Source organism: Corynebacterium matruchotii (assembly GCF_011612265.2).
Taxonomy (GTDB): Bacteria; Actinomycetota; Actinomycetes; order Mycobacteriales; family Mycobacteriaceae; genus Corynebacterium; species Corynebacterium matruchotii.
Genome location: NZ_CP050134.2, coordinates 2,608,359 through 2,625,835 on the forward strand (window position 1 = coordinate 2,608,359; position 17,477 = coordinate 2,625,835).

19 protein-coding genes are annotated in these 17,477 nt (G+C 57.0%); 10 read left to right on the forward strand and 9 right to left on the reverse strand.

Annotated features, from left to right (window positions below; translation table 11 throughout):
• Positions 1–105: 105 nt before the first annotated feature.
• Positions 106–594, forward strand: coding sequence for a hypothetical protein (locus HBA49_RS11590; RefSeq protein WP_151505559.1), 489 nt, complete (start codon positions 106–108; stop codon positions 592–594).
• A 27-nt stretch (positions 595–621) separates the two neighbouring features.
• Here the strand turns inward: HBA49_RS11590 and HBA49_RS11595 are convergent, their stop codons facing one another.
• The gene (locus HBA49_RS11595; protein WP_146743655.1) at positions 622–1,488 is read right to left on the reverse strand and encodes a hypothetical protein; all 867 of its coding nucleotides are present in this window, start codon (positions 1,486–1,488) and stop codon (positions 622–624) included.
• 827 nt (positions 1,489–2,315) lie between these two features.
• Between HBA49_RS11595 and HBA49_RS11600 the strand changes: the two genes are divergently transcribed.
• From HBA49_RS11600 to HBA49_RS11615, 4 genes are all read left to right on the forward strand, one after another.
• Positions 2,316–3,059, forward strand: a complete 744-nt coding sequence (locus HBA49_RS11600; RefSeq protein WP_005526883.1) for a cyclase family protein — start codon at positions 2,316–2,318, stop codon at positions 3,057–3,059.
• A gap of 36 nt (positions 3,060–3,095) precedes the next feature.
• Positions 3,096–3,509 carry a carboxymuconolactone decarboxylase family protein gene (locus tag HBA49_RS11605; RefSeq protein ID WP_005526916.1) on the forward strand — a complete coding sequence of 138 codons (414 nt, stop codon included), beginning with the start codon at positions 3,096–3,098 and terminating at the stop codon, positions 3,507–3,509.
• A gap of 16 nt (positions 3,510–3,525) precedes the next feature.
• Positions 3,526–4,308 carry an SDR family NAD(P)-dependent oxidoreductase gene (locus HBA49_RS11610; RefSeq protein ID WP_005520452.1) on the forward strand — a complete coding sequence of 261 codons (783 nt, stop codon included), beginning with the start codon at positions 3,526–3,528 and terminating at the stop codon, positions 4,306–4,308.
• A 105-nt stretch (positions 4,309–4,413) separates the two neighbouring features.
• Positions 4,414–5,799 carry a dicarboxylate/amino acid:cation symporter gene (locus HBA49_RS11615; RefSeq protein ID WP_040432169.1) on the forward strand — a complete coding sequence of 462 codons (1,386 nt, stop codon included), beginning with the start codon at positions 4,414–4,416 and terminating at the stop codon, positions 5,797–5,799.
• 4 nt (positions 5,800–5,803) lie between these two features.
• Here HBA49_RS11615 and HBA49_RS11620 read toward each other — a convergent pair whose 3' ends face one another.
• The 4 genes from HBA49_RS11620 to HBA49_RS11635 form a co-directional block, all read right to left on the reverse strand.
• Positions 5,804–6,862, reverse strand: coding sequence for an iron-siderophore ABC transporter substrate-binding protein (locus HBA49_RS11620; protein WP_005526775.1), 1,059 nt, complete (start codon positions 6,860–6,862; stop codon positions 5,804–5,806).
• Positions 6,863–6,938: 76 nt separating this feature from the next.
• A complete protein-coding gene (locus tag HBA49_RS11625) occupies positions 6,939–8,459 on the reverse strand; it encodes a hypothetical protein (protein WP_005526651.1) in 1,521 nt (506 codons plus the stop codon).
• A gap of 23 nt (positions 8,460–8,482) precedes the next feature.
• Positions 8,483–9,871, reverse strand: coding sequence for an AMP nucleosidase (gene amn, locus HBA49_RS11630; RefSeq protein ID WP_005526910.1), 1,389 nt, complete (start codon positions 9,869–9,871; stop codon positions 8,483–8,485).
• A 61-nt stretch (positions 9,872–9,932) separates the two neighbouring features.
• On the reverse strand, positions 9,933–10,091 hold the full coding sequence (locus tag HBA49_RS11635; RefSeq protein WP_005520445.1) for a hypothetical protein: 159 nt from the start codon (positions 10,089–10,091) through the stop codon (positions 9,933–9,935).
• A gap of 73 nt (positions 10,092–10,164) precedes the next feature.
• Here HBA49_RS11635 and HBA49_RS11640 point away from each other — a divergent pair, with 73 nt between their 5' ends.
• Together HBA49_RS11640 and HBA49_RS11645 are read left to right on the forward strand one after the other, a co-directional pair.
• Positions 10,165–10,356, forward strand: a complete 192-nt coding sequence (locus HBA49_RS11640) for a PLDc N-terminal domain-containing protein (protein WP_005526893.1) — start codon at positions 10,165–10,167, stop codon at positions 10,354–10,356.
• Positions 10,353–10,763, forward strand: a complete 411-nt coding sequence (locus tag HBA49_RS11645) for a hypothetical protein (RefSeq protein WP_005526920.1) — start codon at positions 10,353–10,355, stop codon at positions 10,761–10,763. The genes HBA49_RS11640 and HBA49_RS11645 overlap by 4 nt, the downstream gene beginning before the upstream one ends.
• Here HBA49_RS11645 and HBA49_RS11650 read toward each other — a convergent pair.
• The gene (locus HBA49_RS11650; protein WP_005526778.1) at positions 10,720–12,093 is read right to left on the reverse strand and encodes a BspA family leucine-rich repeat surface protein; all 1,374 of its coding nucleotides are present in this window, start codon (positions 12,091–12,093) and stop codon (positions 10,720–10,722) included. The genes HBA49_RS11645 and HBA49_RS11650 overlap by 44 nt on opposite strands.
• Positions 12,094–12,629: 536 nt before the next feature.
• Entirely contained in the window at positions 12,630–13,550 is a 921-nt protein-coding gene (locus tag HBA49_RS11655) for a Sir2 family NAD-dependent protein deacetylase (protein WP_040432166.1), read from the reverse strand.
• A 51-nt stretch (positions 13,551–13,601) separates the two neighbouring features.
• On the opposite strand from HBA49_RS11655, the gene HBA49_RS11660 reads away from it, so the two are divergent.
• From HBA49_RS11660 to HBA49_RS11670, 3 genes are read left to right on the forward strand one after another with little or no spacing between them, the layout of a single operon-like run.
• Positions 13,602–14,414 (forward strand): MetQ/NlpA family ABC transporter substrate-binding protein, encoded by an 813-nt coding sequence (locus tag HBA49_RS11660; RefSeq protein WP_005526897.1) that lies wholly within the window; start codon positions 13,602–13,604, stop codon positions 14,412–14,414.
• Positions 14,414–15,418, forward strand: a complete 1,005-nt coding sequence (locus tag HBA49_RS11665; RefSeq protein ID WP_005526766.1) for a methionine ABC transporter ATP-binding protein — start codon at positions 14,414–14,416, stop codon at positions 15,416–15,418. The genes HBA49_RS11660 and HBA49_RS11665 overlap by 1 nt, the downstream gene beginning before the upstream one ends.
• A complete protein-coding gene (locus HBA49_RS11670; protein WP_005520429.1) occupies positions 15,415–16,083 on the forward strand; it encodes a methionine ABC transporter permease in 669 nt (222 codons plus the stop codon). The genes HBA49_RS11665 and HBA49_RS11670 overlap by 4 nt, the downstream gene beginning before the upstream one ends.
• Positions 16,084–16,099: 16 nt before the next feature.
• Here the strand turns inward: HBA49_RS11670 and bsaP are convergent, their stop codons facing one another.
• Both bsaP and bioB read right to left on the reverse strand, forming a co-directional pair.
• Complete coding sequence (gene bsaP, locus HBA49_RS11675) at positions 16,100–16,354, reverse strand: biotin synthase auxiliary protein BsaP (protein ID WP_005526894.1); 255 nt, start codon at positions 16,352–16,354, stop codon at positions 16,100–16,102.
• Positions 16,347–17,366 carry a biotin synthase BioB gene (bioB, locus tag HBA49_RS11680; RefSeq protein WP_005526716.1) on the reverse strand — a complete coding sequence of 340 codons (1,020 nt, stop codon included), beginning with the start codon at positions 17,364–17,366 and terminating at the stop codon, positions 16,347–16,349. Before bioB ends, bsaP begins: the two co-directional genes overlap by 8 nt.
• Positions 17,367–17,477: the final 111 nt, after the last annotated feature.

Genomic DNA, 17,477 nt, shown 5'->3' on the forward strand with positions numbered 1-17,477 from the left:
ATCCTGCGAAGGGTTCGCCAAATGGAAGCACGTGTAGCCAACGATCAAATAGCAGTACGCGTTTATCCGCGCACACGGATTCCCGGACCATTATCATATGCACGAATGAGTACCGGTCGGCTAGCCATGTCTGCGTTCGCAGGAGCGGCAGTTTATCACTGGTCTTGCCAAGAGCAAAATACGTTTAAACAGGAACTTCAGTCTCGTGGATTCAAGAAATCACTTGATACATGGCATGGGGAGGAGGTAGCAGGCGAAGGTGGTTTGGCAACACCAAGATTTGATTTTCTAGCAGAACACATTGTATGGCTTACCAACAATACTCTAGATAATCTTGCAGGAGCTATTGACGAAGTTATTGTTAGCGGTGACAGCCACGTACTGATGGCCATGTCTCCATCTGAGCTCATTGATGATATGCGGTTGGCAGGTATGGATACAGAAGCCATTATGGCTTTTGAGGAAGGTGTGGGAACATCCACGGTATCTCCAACAGAGCAAATTGATATCCAGATCGCCACATATGCCACCAAACAAGAAGATTCAACCCTGGCCTATGAGGAAAGCAATGAACATGGAATGATCTTTCAGTAATTGATTTTCCTCTTGGGAAGCATCCCCCTATAAGGTAGGAGATTGATGATCAGTGTTACCCAGCTCATTATTCGAACTGGTCTCACTTTGTGCGTTATCTGGAGTCGCGCGATTGAGTTGCTGTTCAATAAGTTGCGCAAGAGGCATTTTCGCTTGTTGCTGCATTAAAAACCCCAAAGGGCCCTTGGCTTCAGGTGCCTGATTGTAACGTTCTGGAGCTTGCGGATCATTCTGGATCTTTTTCATTCTTTCCGACATGATCGGCAACACACGAGGATCAGGATTGGTATTTTCATTTAGGACGGTGACGTGGGAAAACTTCTGCAGATAGTCACCAAACCATTGTGAGGTTTCATTATAGGGATGAGTGATAGTACGACGGTAGGCCATAGCAGCTGTATCTGGCAACCACAAGTTACGATCAATCTGCGGTGAAATTAGTTTAAAGGCCATCGCCGGGGAGAGCAGTTTAGAATTCTGAAGTTTTTTTACCAGAGCTCGATCAGAGTTGTCTTTGCGACTTTGCTCTCTCTTTTCAAGGATGGCTCCCCGGAAAGACTTATCAGCGTTCGTGAGATCAATAAGAAGCTCAGAGAGAACCTGATGCCGAGCCTTTTCCATTGCTTGCTCGTCGGAACCATCCACGTTGGTAGTAGCGACGATAATATTCATGGTGGGATGAGAACGCATGTGTTCTAGCATGTCTAGGAACACATCCGTACGGCCATCACGGAGAGCTTCTGTGGCATGCCAATAGTTACCACCGACGATCTCACGAAGATCATCCTGCATGGTAAAAATATGCTGGCCTTGAAGAACAACACCACAAACAGAATAGAAACCATGTTCGTTGTGATCTCCTTCACGACGAAAGGTTTCATCGAGATAGACCACGCTCTCATTGCTCCCTAGCTTGGATAAAAAATCAAGGTGTGACGATAATGCTGCTGATGATGGTCGTGATGTTCTCATTTCGTCTCCGTCTTGACGTGTCTTGTTATATTTACAGTGCTATGATATAATAAGCTTCGGAAGCAAGGGCGCTTGATTGTTGCCAAGATGCATCAAGAGGGGGCCTGGCTTGTGACCGTGACTTTTGAGTCACAGGGCTGCGGCAGGCGCAAGCTGCTTCATATTCTTTAGCTCCCCGAGGTTAATCCCTTGGGGAGCTTTTCTTTTTGTGTTAAGCAGTCCCCAGTTCTAGAGCCATACTCCTGGAGAAGCTTGCTGGACCGACTATCGTTGTTAATGCGACCATTGAAGCTTACTTAGAGATACTAAGGGTGAATCTGGAGGGTTTCATCAAGATAGACCACCGTTTCACTTGGTGCGATTTCGGAAAGAAAGGCATTGTGGTCGTGAAGACCAAAACTTGATTTTTTCGTCACTTTGACTAGAATAGTCTTTGGAAGCAAGGACGCTAAATTTTCGCAGTTTTTGTGGGAAGGAAGAGTCTGGCTTGTGACCGTGACTTTTGAGTCACAGGGCTGCGGCAGGCGCAAGCTGCTTCACATCCTTTAACTCCCCAAGATTTATCCCCTGGGGAGCTTTTCTTTTTCTGTGCCAAGGCGCCAAGACCCACAATCAACAAACGTAAAACTCCAGCCATCGTGGCCGGTTGCCAATCCGCGTGCGTATCGCTACCCTGTTCTACAGACAAGCTTGCAGACAGCTTAGTCTAAAATTTTTAGACCGTTACCATAAGTGCCGTAAGGATACGCATGTCGAACCATAAGCTCTGGGATATAGCCACCAGCCTGCGCAATGATTACCGCTATGTTGATCTCACCCATTCTTTCTACCCTGGCCAACCCAAATTCAGCATGTTAGAAGACCAGGTAACCACAAGGCTCTTCACCGTTGCCGAACAGGGTTTCGAAGTGGATCGCTATAGCATTGTGGGCCAGTGGGGCACCCACGTCGACCCGCCCATTCACTTCGTGGAGGGGGCGCGCACGCTCGACGAGCTGCCGGTGGAGGAAATGATCCTGCCGCTGGCGGTGCTGGACCTGCACAAGGAGGCGGAGGAGTTCCATAATCTTGCGGTGACCGTGGATCACATCAAGGATTGGGAGGCCCGCAACGGCCGCATTCCCGAGGGGGCGTTTGTGGCGCTACGGACCGACTGGTCGAAGCGGTGGGTCACGGATGATCTTTACGGCATTGACGCCGAGGGTAAACGCAACTGCCCGGGCTGGTCGCTTGAAGCGCTGGAGTTTTTGCGGCATGAGCGAGGTGTGGTGGCCATTGGGCATGAAACCACCGACACGGATCCCGGTTCGTCCATTGATGCCGGCAGTTTCGCCTGCGAATTATATTGGTTGCAGCAGGACCGGTGGCAGATTGAGCTGCTTAATAACCTTTCCGAGGTTCCCGAAACCGGCGCCCTGATCTGCGCCACCTGGCCGAAGCCGAAAGACGGCACCGGGTTCCCCGCCCGGGTGTTCGCCATCGTCCCCCGCTAGATTTCCCTGATTATCCCTGCTGAAAAGGAGTTTCTGATGTCAGTGTCACAACCTGATCCATTACTGCCGGTGTTACGTGACGATGAGCTATCCGAACGGGCCGCGGCGGTATTCGCCGATATTCGTGCCACCCGCAATACCGATTTCGTGAATAATATTTGGCGAGTGTTGGCTAACGATCCGCCACTGCTGGAGCAAACCTGGGCAGAGGTGAAAGGCGTCCTCGGTGCGGATGGCGAACTCGATGTGCTCACCAAGCAGCTCATCTATATTGCGGTGTCGGTGGCGCAGGGCTGCAATTATTGCATCCGATCCCACACCGCGGCCGCGCGTAACCTGGGGCTTACGGATGCGCAGTTCGCTGAACTCCATGCGGTCATTGGGGTGGCGGCAAAGACGAACCGGCTGGTTCAAGGGCTGCAAGTCCCCATTGATGATGCTTTCCTATAAAATTTGAGGAGTTCTTATGGATCTTGGTCTTACTAATCGGCGCGCCATTGTGACCGGTGGTAGTAAAGGGCTGGGGCTTGCCACGGTCACGTCGCTTATCGACGCCGGGGCCAACGTCGCGTTTTGCGCCCGCAAAGCCGACGAGGTGGCAGCGGTGGAATCCGAGTTGAATGCTCGGGGCGCCGGCACTGCCCACGGTTTCGTTGCCGACGTCACCGACGCCGAGCAGGTGGAACAATTTATCAAGGATGCCGCCACCGCCCTCGGCGGCGTGGATATTCTGGTCAATAATGCTGGTGGGGCGCACCCTGGGACGGGCGAATCCATCACCGATGAGGCATTCCAGGCCGACTTCAATATCAAGGTGTTGTCGTGGCAGCGAACGATTCGGGCCGCACTGCCCTACCTGAAGCAGAGCGACCAGGCCCGCATCATCACCATTGGTTCCGTCTACGCGCACTCCCCCTCCCCGGCGTTTTTCTCCACGTCCGTGCACCGGGCGGCCGGCGTGAACCTCACCAAGGCGTGGGCGGTCGAGTTGGCGCCGGCCGGCATCCTGGTCAATGGTGTCAACATTGGGGTGATCGAAACCCCACAGTGGGCCAATATTCGGGACAAGCGCGCCCCCGGCGCGACCTTGGCGGAGTTTTTCCAGGATACTGTGGATGCGGATATTCCCCTGGGTCGGATCGGTCAGCCGCAGGAGTTGGCGGATGTGGTGACGTTCCTGGCCAGCGCCCGGTCGTCCTATGTGACGGGCACGATCATTGATGTTGCTGGCGGCATGGGGATCAGCTAAAACCCCTACTGGATACGGGCAGCCCACCGCGAGGTGGGCTGCCTGCGTCGTAAAGCTAGGTATGAATAAAAATATGGCCAGATGATTTGGGACTGCAAGTGTTGTATGACTATTATCACTAGACAGATTAGTCTAAGAAAAGGAGACAACACTGTGGGTAAGAAACTCGGCAATTTTGGGGTGCAGATCACCATTGGCCTCATTGCCGGTATCATCCTCGGGCTCATTGCGCGCAATATAGGCTGGTTGGGTGGCACACTGTCCTGGCTGGGCGATACCTATGTGCAGCTACTCAAGGTGATGATAGCGCCGCTGATATTCACCGCCGTGGTGACGTCGATCGCTAACCTGAGGCAGGTCACCAATGCTGCTCGGCTGGCCGCACACACCCTCATATGGTTTGCCGTCACCGCATTCCTCGCCGTGAGCTCAGCTATTATTCTCGGAATCCTCATCCAGCCGGGCGTGGGCGCCGGTGTGGATGCCAGCGCCGCCCAGGAGCCTGCCACCACCGGGTCGTGGCTCGGGTTCTTGAACTCCGTTATTCCCAGCAATATTTTGGGGTTGGGCGCCAAGTTGAAGAATGGTTCCGTCGCCCTGGATTTCAATGCGCTGCAACTCATTGTGATCTCCATGGCCATCGGCATTGCCGCACTCAAGGCGGGCAAGGCCGCCGACCCATTCCTGCGGTTCACCGAATCCCTGCTGAAAATCGTGCAGGTGGTGTTGTGGTGGATCATTCGGCTCGCCCCCATCGGCACCGCCGCCCTATTGGGTAACGCCGTGGCAGCCTACGGGTGGGAAGCCATTGGGTCACTCGCCAGCTTTGTGCTCGCCATCTACCTGGGGTTGGCCGTCGTCATTTTCGGCATTTACCCGGCGATCCTGGCGTATCATCGCATCCCAGTGCTGGGCTTCTTCAGGCGGGTTTGGCCGGTCACGTCGCTGGGGTTTGTCACCCGCTCCTCCATGGGGGTGATGCCCGTCAACCAGCGGGTGGCCGAACAGTCCATGGGTGTGCCGCCCGCCTATGCTTCGTTCGCCCTGCCGCTGGGGGCGACCACCAAAATGGATGGGTGCGCCGCGGTGTTCCCGGCTATTGCCGCTATTTTCGTGGCCAACTTCTACCATGTGGACCTGACTATCACCCACTACCTGCTGATTATCCTGGTGTCGGTGTTTGGTTCGGCGGCCACCGCCGGCACCACCGGCGCCACGGTGATGCTCACGCTCACGCTTTCCACGTTGGGGCTGCCGCTGTCCGGCGTGGGACTGCTCCTGGCGGTCGAGCCGATCATCGACATGGGTCGCACCGCCGTGAATGTGACCGGTCAAAACCTGGTGGCGGTCATTGTGGCGAAGCGGGAAGGCATCCTGGACCAGGACGTGTGGGATGCTGCCGAGCACGGCCATTCGGCGTTCGACGAGGCACCCACCGGCGCCGAAGCCGTCGACAAGCTAGTGGCACCGCAACCCGCAACGGCCGGTTAGCGGGTTAGCTCGTCGCCGCGGATTCCACCACATCCAAATATTTATCCAACCCCCACGGGATGGATAGCGGCGACGGGTTGGCCACGGCCCCCACCGCGCCGTTGTCTAAAAACGCCACCTTCCCCTGCTTAATGGCTTTAATCTTGCCGAGCAGGGGATCTTTTTGCAGCTTCCCCAACCATTCCTGGTTGGCCTCGTCGCTGTCCATACCGTAGGCGACGATCATGTCAATGTCGTCAAAGACCGTGGGGTCCTCGGCGGATACTTCCACCCAGGCGTCGTTGCCGGATTTTTTGGATTCCTCCGCCACCACATTGGGTATCCCCATGCCCACGGAATCGTAGAGGAAGCCGGCACGCGGGTCGCTGGAACGGTAAAAGCCCAGCTTATTAAAGCTGTTCTGCGGGCCGAACGCGGTAAACAGCACCTTCTTACCCTTGAGGGCGGCATGCTTCGCTACCGAGGCTTGAATCTGCTTCTTCAGGTCGGCGGCAAGCTTCTTGCCCTCGGCCTCCTTGCCCATGGCAGTAGCGTTCATTTCGATCATTTGTTCCATAGATGTTCCCCATGGTTTGTCGGGGTAAGCCACCGTGGGGGCGATAGCGCTCAGCTTGTTGTAGTCGTCCTGGCTCATACCGGAGTAGGCGGCCAGAATCACATCCGGGTGAGTGTCAGCAATCTGGTCAAACGGGATAGAGTCGGTCTCCTCAAACAGCTTCGGGGGTTCGCCGCCGAGTTCCTTCACCTTGTCCGCCACCCACGGCAGCATGCCGGTCGTGTCGCTCCCCCACGACACGTATTGCATGCCCACCGGCACCACCCCAAGCGCCAACGGCACCTCCTGGTTTCCCCACGCCACGGCCGCAATCCGCTCCGGTTTTTTATTAATCACGGTCTCGCCGAACGCATGCTTAATGGTGATCGCCCCGGGGGCCGCCGATGTGCCCTTGCCGCTTTGCGACGCCTTACCGCCGCCCGCCTTGGGTTCGTCGGCAGACTTCGAACAACCAGTGAGCACCAGGCTCACAGTGGTAAGAATGGCGGCAATCCGTAGAAATTTCATAATATCCTTCCCGCTTGTGGAGGTTCATCTTATCCAAAATCTAACACCACCGCCGGAATGGGGGCTAGCGATAACGCTACTGGTAGCTGATGAACCAGGGGGTTGGTTGCACACCAAGCGTCTGGCGAGGATCGAACATAGGTGTGTCTTCATCAATGAAATTCTTCCACGCCATGAAGATCTGCGGCTGAAGCCCTTCCCGCATCTTGTCCCACGTGGCCATTTTGTCGTGGGCGTCACCATGACCATCAGCATGCAGCACAAACGACAACTCCGGGTGGTTAAGGTTGAGCTGTTCCCGATTACGGATCATTTGCAACTGGAACTGGTGCATGATGAATATTTTTTGGGGCAGCTTCTTGGTTTTTGTGAAATCCGCCAACCAGGCCGACACCTCATTCACCTCGGCGGCGGTGGTGTTGCCGACCCGGCCCAATGGTTTCTCGTCCGGCCCGATCTTCCACTCCGGGTCTAATGCCAAACCCACATAGGGCAGGGCGAGCAGCTCCTGGTAGCGCTGTGCCTGGCTTAAAAAGCTGGCCCGGCCGGGCTGGAGGTCGAGGACGGCAAACCCGCCGGCCTTGCCGATGGCCTCCACATAGGGTCGCAGCTCCTCAACCGTACCTTCGTTCGAATAGTCGCCGTCGTCCCCGGGGGAAGAAGACGCCACGGTGGCAATGACCTCAAACGCCGGCACGGTGGGTGTGTCCGGGGTGAGCTCCTGGTATTGGCGAACCAAATCATTGACCCGTTTCACCGCCTCCTGCGGCGGCTGCTCCCCCATGACGCCCAGGGCCGGCCCAGAGGGGTGACCGTAGAGGGCAATAATGCGCCTGCCTGGGAATACCAGCCCGGTTTTACCGCTGGGCACTGGGCCGGCATCCGCAAGCTCTAGGCGGGTGGCGAAGTCGGACTCCGTCCCGAAGTCGGCGCCGAGGGCATAGTAGGTGGCGGGTTTCTTCGCCATGAGGCTCACGCTGGCGCGGGGGTCAGCGGCGGCGAGCCGCTCAACGGTGAGGCCGCCCGCCATGGCCGCCAGCACGCTGGGGGCGTCGGTGGTGTCGGTGACCAGGGCGATCGTGGCGTCGCCGCCGGGGGTGTAGCCGTCCAACAGTTGGGCCACGGTGGGGCCAGCGGCAGCCGGGGCGGAAGTGGGTGCGCCCGACGTGCTCGGGGCGCTCGGCGCCGCGGACGCGCCGGGGTCCGCGTCCGCCACTCGTTCTTCTTTGGCCTTCAACCGTTTGATTTCGGTGGCGATGGCGTCGGTGTTGGTGCCGTCATCAATGAGCAGGGGCGCCTGCAATTCTTTGGCTTTTTGTGCACCGGCGCCCGAATTTGTTTTCGAGGCCACCACGACGGTGTCGGCCTTATTCACGAGCTTCTGCACGGCGGCAACCCCGGTGCGGTCGGTGGCAATAAGCTGCGGCGGTGGGGATGTTTCGGTGGCGGCTGGACTGTCTGTGGCGCCAGCGGCATCGGCCGGCGCGGGGACATCGGTGGTGTTTGAATGAGTAAAACCACCAAAGCCGCAGGCAGAAAGCAGCAGGCCAACTGGAATACAGACAGCGAGGACGACACGAGTAAGGGGGCGTTTCATTATGGGATCCTTGGGATTAGTGATTACCTGAATGGGACTTCAGCAACGGTGCGCCGCAGTTTTCTGGTGCGCAATCGGTGCGGGGATTCGGCGAGGTTTTCTACGGCTCGCACGGCGCACATCACGTGCGCCTCCTTGGAGGATGAATAGAAAGCTTGTGCGGCTGCGGGAAGTTTAGGAACCGCGTGCAACGGCAGGTCGGAAACACTCAATAACGTACCATAGGGGATTCGATACCGATAGCCGTTGGCGGCCAGGGTGGCGGATTCCATGTCGCAGGCAATGGCGGTGGAGCAGCGCAACCACTCCCACAGGGCCTTGGGGGTGTGCCATTCCCAATTGCGGTCGTCGGTGGAGATGACGGTGCCGGTGCGCATGAGGGACAGGTCGGCGCCATAGACCTCGGCGACCCCGGATTCCAGGGCCCGCTGGACCTCGGGAACGGCCGGGATGGGAAACTCCGTGGGGATATGCGTGTCGAGCAAATGATCGCTCCGTTGATAGGCGTTTCCTAAGATAAGGTCGCCCATGCGCATGCGGCCGTCGAGGCCGGCGCAGTGGCCAATCATGATCCACAGGTCGGGCCGCAGCACGGCCAGGCAGTCGGTGATGGTTTTCGCATTGGAGGGCCCGACCCCAATATTAATCATGGTAATCCCCCGGTTACCGGGTGAAATCAGGTCGTACCTGGGCATTTGGTAGTGGGATTCCATGGTGAGGGCGCTGATGTCCATGGTGGCGGCCTGGGCTTTGGTGATGGTTCGGCCGTCGGCAAGCACGAGTGCGGTGTAGCGGCTATCGGTGTGCAGTTCGGCAAGCCCGTAGCGCAGGAATTCATTGGTGTGCATGCCGTAATTGGTAAAGAGAATATATTTCTGCACGGTTTCCACGGGAAGGCCGGTGTAGTGTTCGATGCGTTCGCAGGCAATGTCGAACCGTTGAGGGGTGAAGTGGAAGAGGGGTTTTTCCGGCCCATGGAAGGCGTCCCAGTCGCCGTCGATGATGGCGTCGTCGACGTCGTCAAGCGTGGGGCGGGGGATTTCGGGGGCGCGTTTGGCACCGACCGCGCCGGCAAGCCCGTCGATAAATTCGGGCGGGATGCGCACGCCGGAATCGCCGACGGTAATGGTGCAGTCATAGTTGCGCGCGAGCCGTTCGAGTTGTTCGACGAGGTAGGGTTCCATGAGCGCGGGTTTACTCAGGCAGGCGGTGTAGGTTCCGGCTTCCTCGACGTAGCCAAAGGGTTCGGTGCGGTCGACGGGATGCCAGCTGTGAATATCAACTATAAGTTTTGGGTAGGTTACCTGCGGGTATTTATGGGGTTCGTATATGGCGGTGCGTGCAATGGCTGTCACGGTGTCATAGTGTCGCTTGAGCTTTTCGACGGCTGCCGCCGGTGTCAACCCGCTCACGGAATCGTTCTCCTTCCCTGTTTCTTATGATGCTACTAGGGAAGTCGTATGTTCGGGGTTGCTACTTGGTGAATTTCCGGAAAAATTCGATGCTGCCAGCGCCTACCACGGAACCGAACCCCATGTTGGGTGGTTCGACGCCGAAGTCTTGCCATGTCACATCGACCTTCCCGGCGGTTTCCAGGCCAGCATCGGTGCGGGCCATGTCCAGTTCGGCCACCGGGTAACCGGCATAGAGTTTTGGTGCCGAGGACGGCGGTAATTATGTATAATTACTATCAAAAAGGACAAATATGCTGCTCTACGACCTGGTTTTCTCGTTCGGACTGTTGTTGGCGATCCTGCTATTCATAGGGTTTTTATTTGCATTGTCCCGCTCTGCCGAGACGCCGAAGATGAAAACGGTGTGGGTCATCATTGCCCTGTGCGTCCCCATCGTCGGGCCGATCTGCCACTTTATCGTCTACCGGGGCCAGCGGTCGTGACCGGCGAATGGCGGTTATCCTGCGGCGATGCCCTCGATTTCTACGACACCTGGGACACCCCCACCACCATCATTTCCGACGGGGCCTACGGCGTGGGCGGCTTCCCCGGGGACCCCAGAACCCCGGCGGAGCTGCCGCGCTGGTACGAGCCACACATCGCCGCGTGGTCCGCGAAGGCCACACTGGCCACAACACTTTGGTTGTGGAATACCGAAATCGGGTGGGCGAACATTCATCCCCTGCTCACCGACCATGGGTGGCAGTACGAAACCCTCAACATTTGGAATAAGGGAACCGGACACATTGCCGGAAACGTGAAAGGGCTCACCAGGCTTGGACGTAGCGTCGACAAGCGAGAGCATGCTAGTCGTCGGAGTCCACGTATTCGGTCACATGAATATCCGTAGTGATTTGCCTGGCTTCCGAATCCTCCACCCAAAAAGTATGCGTACCCGCCTTATAAATGCTGCATTCCAATACCAGGTTCTTTTCGTCATACATCTGGCATTCACTGGACGACTCTTGCAGTTTTTTATTGACCTTGAACAACACAGATGTGGGCAATTCGACGGGATACTTAAACGCATTCTTATCCACCATTTTGATCCAGAACGGATCACAATCAGTTGTTGCACCCTCGTCTGGAATTGACCAACCATAAGCTTTTTGCAACTTTTGCAGTCCAACCTGCCGATCCCCACAATGATGAATCGTCCGGGCGCCCATGTGAACATATTGCCGCGGCTGCCGAGTGGCCCAGCCATCAAGCATGGCGGTAAAATTCTTGGGAGACAACCCAGACTCGTCGAACATATCATATGCCAACTTCAACTGTGCTATATCCCATTGGGACAGGTTCTGATCAAACGACGCAGCTTGGAAAAACATGCTTCGCATATCCGTTACCCTGGAAATATTCCACCGGGAAATATCGCCATTAAAATAAAAGGCACTCATAAACATGTCCCTCATTGTGGTGGCATTTCGAGTATCCCATTTGGAAATATCACCATTGAATTGCGAGTCGTGAAATGCGGAGGAAAAATTCTCAATATTACTCACATCCCACTTATTTAAATCACCGATAATCGACTCAACATATTCGAATACCCGTTCAATTGAGGTGGCTTGGCTGAGATCTGGGACGCCCGCACTATCCGCAAATTCCACCGTGTGGAATCCCGCAAACATTTTTTCCAGGCCCTTATATTTATTCTTCCCCCACTGCTGCACCGTCAGTTCAAGACTGCCGCTTCCCGAGGTATTGGTGGAAAAATCCACGTTGGCAAAGTTCCCGCCATAAATGGCAATGGTTGTCGGCCCCGATTTTGTGGTTTTGCAGAGTTTTTGCGCCGCCTCAGCAGGGGTTTTCGTGACTTCATGCGAATTAATGCACCAGACCCGCACGTCACTATCCGCACCCGCTATCACCGGATTTATCTTCGTTCTATCTCCGAAACCCCACACATCCATAATGAATGCCTCTGGGTGCTCCGCGGTGAAAGCAGCGACCTTTTCGGCGCGGGCCTTCGCGGTCACCCAGTGCCCCTCGTCAAAAATTTCAAAATCACTTACCCCAAACGTGAAACACGACGCCAACCAATAGACAACGATAATGCTAATGCCAATGGTTTTTATCTGACGCCACAGCGAGGATTTAGAAGACTTGGAAGACCTCGCGGATGACGACCGGGATTTTTTCGACCTGGAGGATTTCTTACCTGACGAAGCGGCCATACATAATTCCTATCAACTACACCCATGAATCATCACCACTCAATACCACCCACCAGTATATGTACTACGCAATAAGAAACCTGTCTGACTTTGGCAGGACCTACCCCACATTCGTCCTACTTCCCCCGCAGCCTCCCTGCGACTATTCACCACACGCTATGCTAGAAACATCAGACCAGCACAACATCTAGGAGGGCCGTCATGTCTCCCGCCCAGAAGTTTTTCCCGACATATTTCCGACCACGCAATCAGTACGAAATAGCATCGGGGCTGTGCTCCGTGCTCATAGTGCTCTGCCCACTCATTGGGCACATGGCGTTTCAGCTGTTTCCGCAGGGGATATTTTCCGCCATTATTTACACCATTCCCTTGGGCATTATCCCGGGAATATTGGCCATATTATCGCGGAGTGTTCGCTGCGTAGTTTTGGCATTATGCACGGCTATTTTTCCCATAACATTCTTCTTCGTACACTCTTTTATTGTCACAATTCTCTATTTTATTTCCTTTGGAAAAATTGTCCTGGCATAGGCCGCTTACACCAGCTGCGGCATGATCTGTCGGAAGGCAGTGGCGAGATCCGTGCGCCACAGCACGTCGACCCGATCATCGGCGCGGCCGGGCCCGCCGTTCATGACGCTCACCTGCTTGTGCTGCTTTTTCGCGTCAAGAATGATGCGCATGCCACTCATGACCGCCAGGGACGAGCCCACCACCAGCACAGAGTCGGATTGGTCGATAAGGTTGGCAACCTGCTGTTTTCTGGGTCGGGGTACGGGCTCCCCGAAGTAAACCACGTCGGGCTTCATAAGGGCGGAGCCACAGCGGGCGCAGCCGACCACGTGAAAACCATCAATGGCGGAGTCGGCAAGCTGGACGTCGCCGTCCGGGTTAATGGTGGCGGGGTCGAGGGTGATGGCCTCGGCAAATCCGGGGTTGGCAATGGTCATGCGCGCATCGTACTCGCGGCGGTCCTCGCGGGCGCCGCAGCTCAGGCAGATAACGGTGGCGAGGTCGCCGTGCAGCGGAATCACGGTGCGGCTGCCGGCGGCCTGGTGCAGGCCATCAACGTTTTGGGTGACGATCCCGGTGAGGTGGCCGGTGGCTTCGAGCGTCGATAAGCAGCGGTGCACATAGTTAGGCTGGGCGCCCGCGAGGTGCCGCCACCCCAGGTAGGAGCGGGCCCAATAGCGGCGGCGGGCGTGGTCGTCGCCGCGAAACTCCTGGTAGGTCATGGGGCGATGGTGACGGAGCGAGCCGCCCGGGCCCCGATAGTCGGGAATGCCGGAGTCGGTAGACACCCCGGCGCCGGTGACAACCAGCACATTTCCAGCCTGCAACTGCTTGACGAGTGCCGCAGCCGCCACCGGGGTCGGCGTGGGCGGGGCGGTTTCGGTGACGACGCGGCGGATGGAGCGCAGCGCCGATTCATGGGCATCCAACACAGAATAAATCATACAAACAGTAGCGAATGGACCGAACGGTCTACAAGGTCTAGACTATCTAGTATGTTTAAGAAGCTTGGTGCCGTTCTTATTTGTTTACCCTTGATATTTGGGCTTACCTCATGCTCACAGAGCAGTAATAATCCTGATGATTCGAAAAGCATTAAGGTAGGCACGTCACCCGGGCCCTATAGTCAGCTATTCAAAGACGCCGTAGCCCCCATATTGCAAAACCAGGGCTACAAGATTGAATACCAGGATTTTTCCGTGCTCAAACAGGCCGACGTTGCCTTAAACGAGGGCAGCATCGACCTCAACGTTGACCAGCACACCGCCTACATGCAGGTGTTCAACAAGGAAGAGAACGCGAAGCTCGCCGCCATCACCGAAATCCCCACCGTGCCCGCCGGCCTGTACTCCAGCCGCCACCGCTCCCTTGACGACGTTGCTGACGGTCACACCGTGGCCATACCGCAGGACGCCTCCAACCAGTCCCGCGCCTACAATATTCTGGCCACCGCCGGGTGGATTACCCTCAAACCCGACGCTAACCTGGCGCTCGTCACCGAAAACGATATAGCGGACAACCCCCACAATCTCGATATTAAGCCCATGGATTCGGCCACCATCCCCCGCTCCCTGCCGGATTTGGATTGGGCGGTGATCCCCGGTTCGATTTCCTACAGCTCCAAGGTGGATTCCCAGCTGGAGTTATTCCAGGAGAAGCTGCGCCCCGAGCTCATACTGGTGGCCACCACGACCGAGGACAAGGTGAATTCCCAGTGGGCGCAGGCGGTGCGCAAAGCCTACGCCTCCCAGGAGTTCAAGGACTACATGGAAAAGCACAACGACAATAATTATTGGTACGTCCCATAATGAGCACGGCTATTTCATTCCACCAGGTCAGCCGGGTTTTTGGCGACTTTACCGCCCTAGATTCGGTGACCTTTGATGTGCCCACCGGCAGTATCTTCGGCGTGGTGGGGACCTCCGGCGCGGGCAAATCCACGCTGATTCGCACCGTCAATGGGTTGGAGACTCCCAGTTCGGGCAGCGTGACGGTCCTGGGGACACCGCTGGATGAGGCGGACCTGCGGGCATTGCGGCGCACTGTGTCCATGGTGTTTCAGCACTATAATCTGCTCAGTTCGAAAACAGTTGCGGAGAATGTTGCGATTCCCCTGGTGCTATCGAAAACCCCCAAGTCTGAGATCGACGAGCGGGTCGCCGAGGTGTTAGGGTTGGTGGGCTTAGCGGGGCGCGCCAAGCATCGTCCCAGCCAGCTTTCCGGCGGCCAGCAGCAGCGGGTTGCCATAGCCCGGGCCCTCATTACCAACCCTGATCTGCTGCTTTGCGACGAGCCGACCAGCGCGCTCGACCCCATCACCACCGCCCAAATCCTGGATTTATTGGTGGAGATCAACACCAAGTTGGGCGTGACCATCCTCATTATCACCCACCAAATGAATGTGATTGCCGCCATCGCCGACCATGTGGCGGTGCTGGAACACGGCCACCTCATCGAACACGGACCGGTCGAACAGGTTTTCGCCCACCCGCGGGAGGCATTAACTCGGCAATTCGTGGGCACCGTCGTGCCGCAACGCCTGCCCGACACATTGGTGCGGGAGGTCAGCTCCGGCGCCTGGGACACCGTGCTGCGCGTGGTCCACACCGATGCCGCAGGCCGGGGCGTCATTTCCCACCTGGAGAAAGAATTCGGCATCCAGGTGGAGCTTCTCCACGCGGTGGATGCCTCGCTGCGGCACACCTCGGTGGGGATCATCATCCTGGGCCTGCGGGGGCCCAGCATTGTTATAGATCAGGCCCTACGGTGGCTTCGTTCCCGGAAACATCTCGAAGTGGAGATCCTGCCATGACCCAACTTTTCGACACCAATGTCACCGTCGACCAATACACCAAGGCCTTCACGGAAACCGTATACATGGTCTCTATCTCCCTGTTCATTGGGGCGCTTCTGGGGATCCCGCTGGCGATCATCCTGGTGGTGACCCGGCCCGGGGGTTTGAAGCCCAACAAGTGGGTGTATAGCATCCTCAATGTGGTGGTGAATATCATCCGGTCGGTGCCGTTTATCATCCTCATGGTGGCTATCGTCCCACTCACCCGCCTGATTTCCGGCACGTCCATTGGTACGACCGCCGCCCTGGTGCCGCTCACGATCTTCATCGCTCCTTATATATCCCGGCTCATCGAAGCCTCCCTGCTGGAGGTGCGGTCCGGCATCCTGGAGGCGGCGGATTCCATGGGGGCGACCATGTGGCAAACGATTCGGATTTTCCTGCTGCCTGAGGCCAAAAGCTCCATCATTTTGGCCCTGACCACCGCCACCATTGGGCTGATCGGGGCCACCGCCATGGCCGGCACCATTGGGGGCGGCGGCGTTGGCGACCTGGCGGTTTCCTACGGGTATCAACAGTTTGATACCCCGGCCATTGTGATTACCGTGCTGATCCTGGTTGTGGTGGTGCAGGGGATTCAGTCGCTCGGTAATTTTTTGGCGCATCGCACCCGCGTTGCGTAATGCGTCGTAAAGCTGGCTAGCGGTTATCCAGGTACATCGAATCAATGGTGCCGTGGCGGGAGCAGCGGGCGTCCCACCCGTCGGGACGCACCTGGACCACCATGCGCCGGCCGCACAGCTGACAATAGCGGGGCGCCTCCAGGCCAGCGCGCGCGGATGGGGAAAGCTTCAACGCTCCATCTTCGGCGAGATTCTGGCCGGTATTGGGGTGGAACCGGGGTGCGTCACCGGCGAGCAAGGCTTCTAACAGTTCCGTGGATTCCTTAGACACTGGTGGTCAGCACCTTCAGGGGAATGCGCAACTTATCGAGCATATCGAGGTCGTTTTCCATCGGGCGACCCAACGTGGTCAAGTAATTGCCCACAATCATTGCGTTGATGCCGCCGAGCAGGCCCTGCTCCGTGCCCAGGTCGCCCAGGGTGAGCTCCCGGCCGCCGGCAAACCGCAGGATCGTCTTGGGCAGCGCCAACCGAAACGCGCCGATTGCCCGCAATGCATCGGCGGTGGCCATGACCTCTTTGTCGGCAAACGGCGTGCCGGGGCGGGGATCCAGGAAGTTCATCGGTACCTCTGTGGGGTTTAATTCCGCCAGGTCGGACGCAAATTCGGCCCGCTGCTCCAGGGACTCCCCCATGCCCAAAATGCCGCCGGAACACACCTCTATGCCGGCCGCCGCAACCATGCGCAACGTGTCACGGCGGGACTCCCATGTGTGGGTGGTCACCACGTTCGGGAAAAACGATCGGGCGGTTTCCAGGTTATGGTTATAGCGGTGCACGCCGGCGGCCTTGAGCCGGTCCACCTGCTCCTGGGTGAGAATCCCCACCGAGGCGGCAACCTCGATATCCACCTCGGCCTTGATGGCGGCCACGGCCTGCTCCAGCTGGTTCATGAGCCGGTCGTCCGGACCCTTGACCGCGGCGACAATGCAAAACTCGGTGGCGCCCGACTTTTGGGTTTGTTTGGCGGCCTCAACGAGTCCGGCAATGTCCAACCAGGCGGACCGCACCGGGGATTCGAACAGGCCGGATTGGGAGCAGAAGTGGCAGTCCTCGGGGCAACCACCGGTTTTGAGCGAAATAATGCCCTCGGCCTCGATCTCCTCGCCGCACCATTTCAGGCGTACCTGGTGGGCTAATTCCAGGATTTCCGTGATGCGGTCGTCGCCGAGTTGTAGGACCTGGAGGGTTTCGCCCTGGTCGAGGCCAATTCCTTGGTCTAAGACTTTGGTGCGGGCAAGCTCTAAAATATCCGTGGGTTTCGCGGATTCTGTGAGGGGCATGAGGGTGAGTCTCCATTCTTGATCTCTTGATCGGTGTTCAAGCGATTGTAGTTGAATAGTGTTCAAGTATGTGTCATTTCCGGCCAACAATTTGAATTTAATCACCCCCAA

Bases quoted from the DNA above. Each gene is read 5' to 3' on its own strand.
- HBA49_RS11640 (WP_005526893.1), top strand. From the start codon at position 10,165: ATGCTGCTCTACGACCTGGTTTTCTCGTTCGGACTGTTGTTGGCGATC.
- HBA49_RS11625 (WP_005526651.1), bottom strand. From the start codon at position 8,459: ATGAAACGCCCCCTTACTCGTGTCGTCCTCGCTGTCTGTATTCCAGTT.
- HBA49_RS11615 (WP_040432169.1), top strand. From the start codon at position 4,414: ATGACTATTATCACTAGACAGATTAGTCTAAGAAAAGGAGACAACACT.
- HBA49_RS11655 (WP_040432166.1), bottom strand. From the start codon at position 13,550: ATGATTTATTCTGTGTTGGATGCCCATGAATCGGCGCTGCGCTCCATC.
- HBA49_RS11600 (WP_005526883.1), top strand. From the start codon at position 2,316: ATGTCGAACCATAAGCTCTGGGATATAGCCACCAGCCTGCGCAATGAT.
- HBA49_RS11620 (WP_005526775.1), bottom strand. From the start codon at position 6,862: ATGAAATTTCTACGGATTGCCGCCATTCTTACCACTGTGAGCCTGGTG.
- HBA49_RS11605 (WP_005526916.1), top strand. From the start codon at position 3,096: ATGTCAGTGTCACAACCTGATCCATTACTGCCGGTGTTACGTGACGAT.
- HBA49_RS11590 (WP_151505559.1), top strand. From the start codon at position 106: ATGAGTACCGGTCGGCTAGCCATGTCTGCGTTCGCAGGAGCGGCAGTT.
- HBA49_RS11610 (WP_005520452.1), top strand. From the start codon at position 3,526: ATGGATCTTGGTCTTACTAATCGGCGCGCCATTGTGACCGGTGGTAGT.
- bioB (WP_005526716.1), bottom strand. From the start codon at position 17,366: ATGCCCCTCACAGAATCCGCGAAACCCACGGATATTTTAGAGCTTGCC.
- HBA49_RS11665 (WP_005526766.1), top strand. From the start codon at position 14,414: ATGAGCACGGCTATTTCATTCCACCAGGTCAGCCGGGTTTTTGGCGAC.
- HBA49_RS11670 (WP_005520429.1), top strand. From the start codon at position 15,415: ATGACCCAACTTTTCGACACCAATGTCACCGTCGACCAATACACCAAG.
- HBA49_RS11650 (WP_005526778.1), bottom strand. From the start codon at position 12,093: ATGGCCGCTTCGTCAGGTAAGAAATCCTCCAGGTCGAAAAAATCCCGG.
- HBA49_RS11660 (WP_005526897.1), top strand. From the start codon at position 13,602: ATGTTTAAGAAGCTTGGTGCCGTTCTTATTTGTTTACCCTTGATATTT.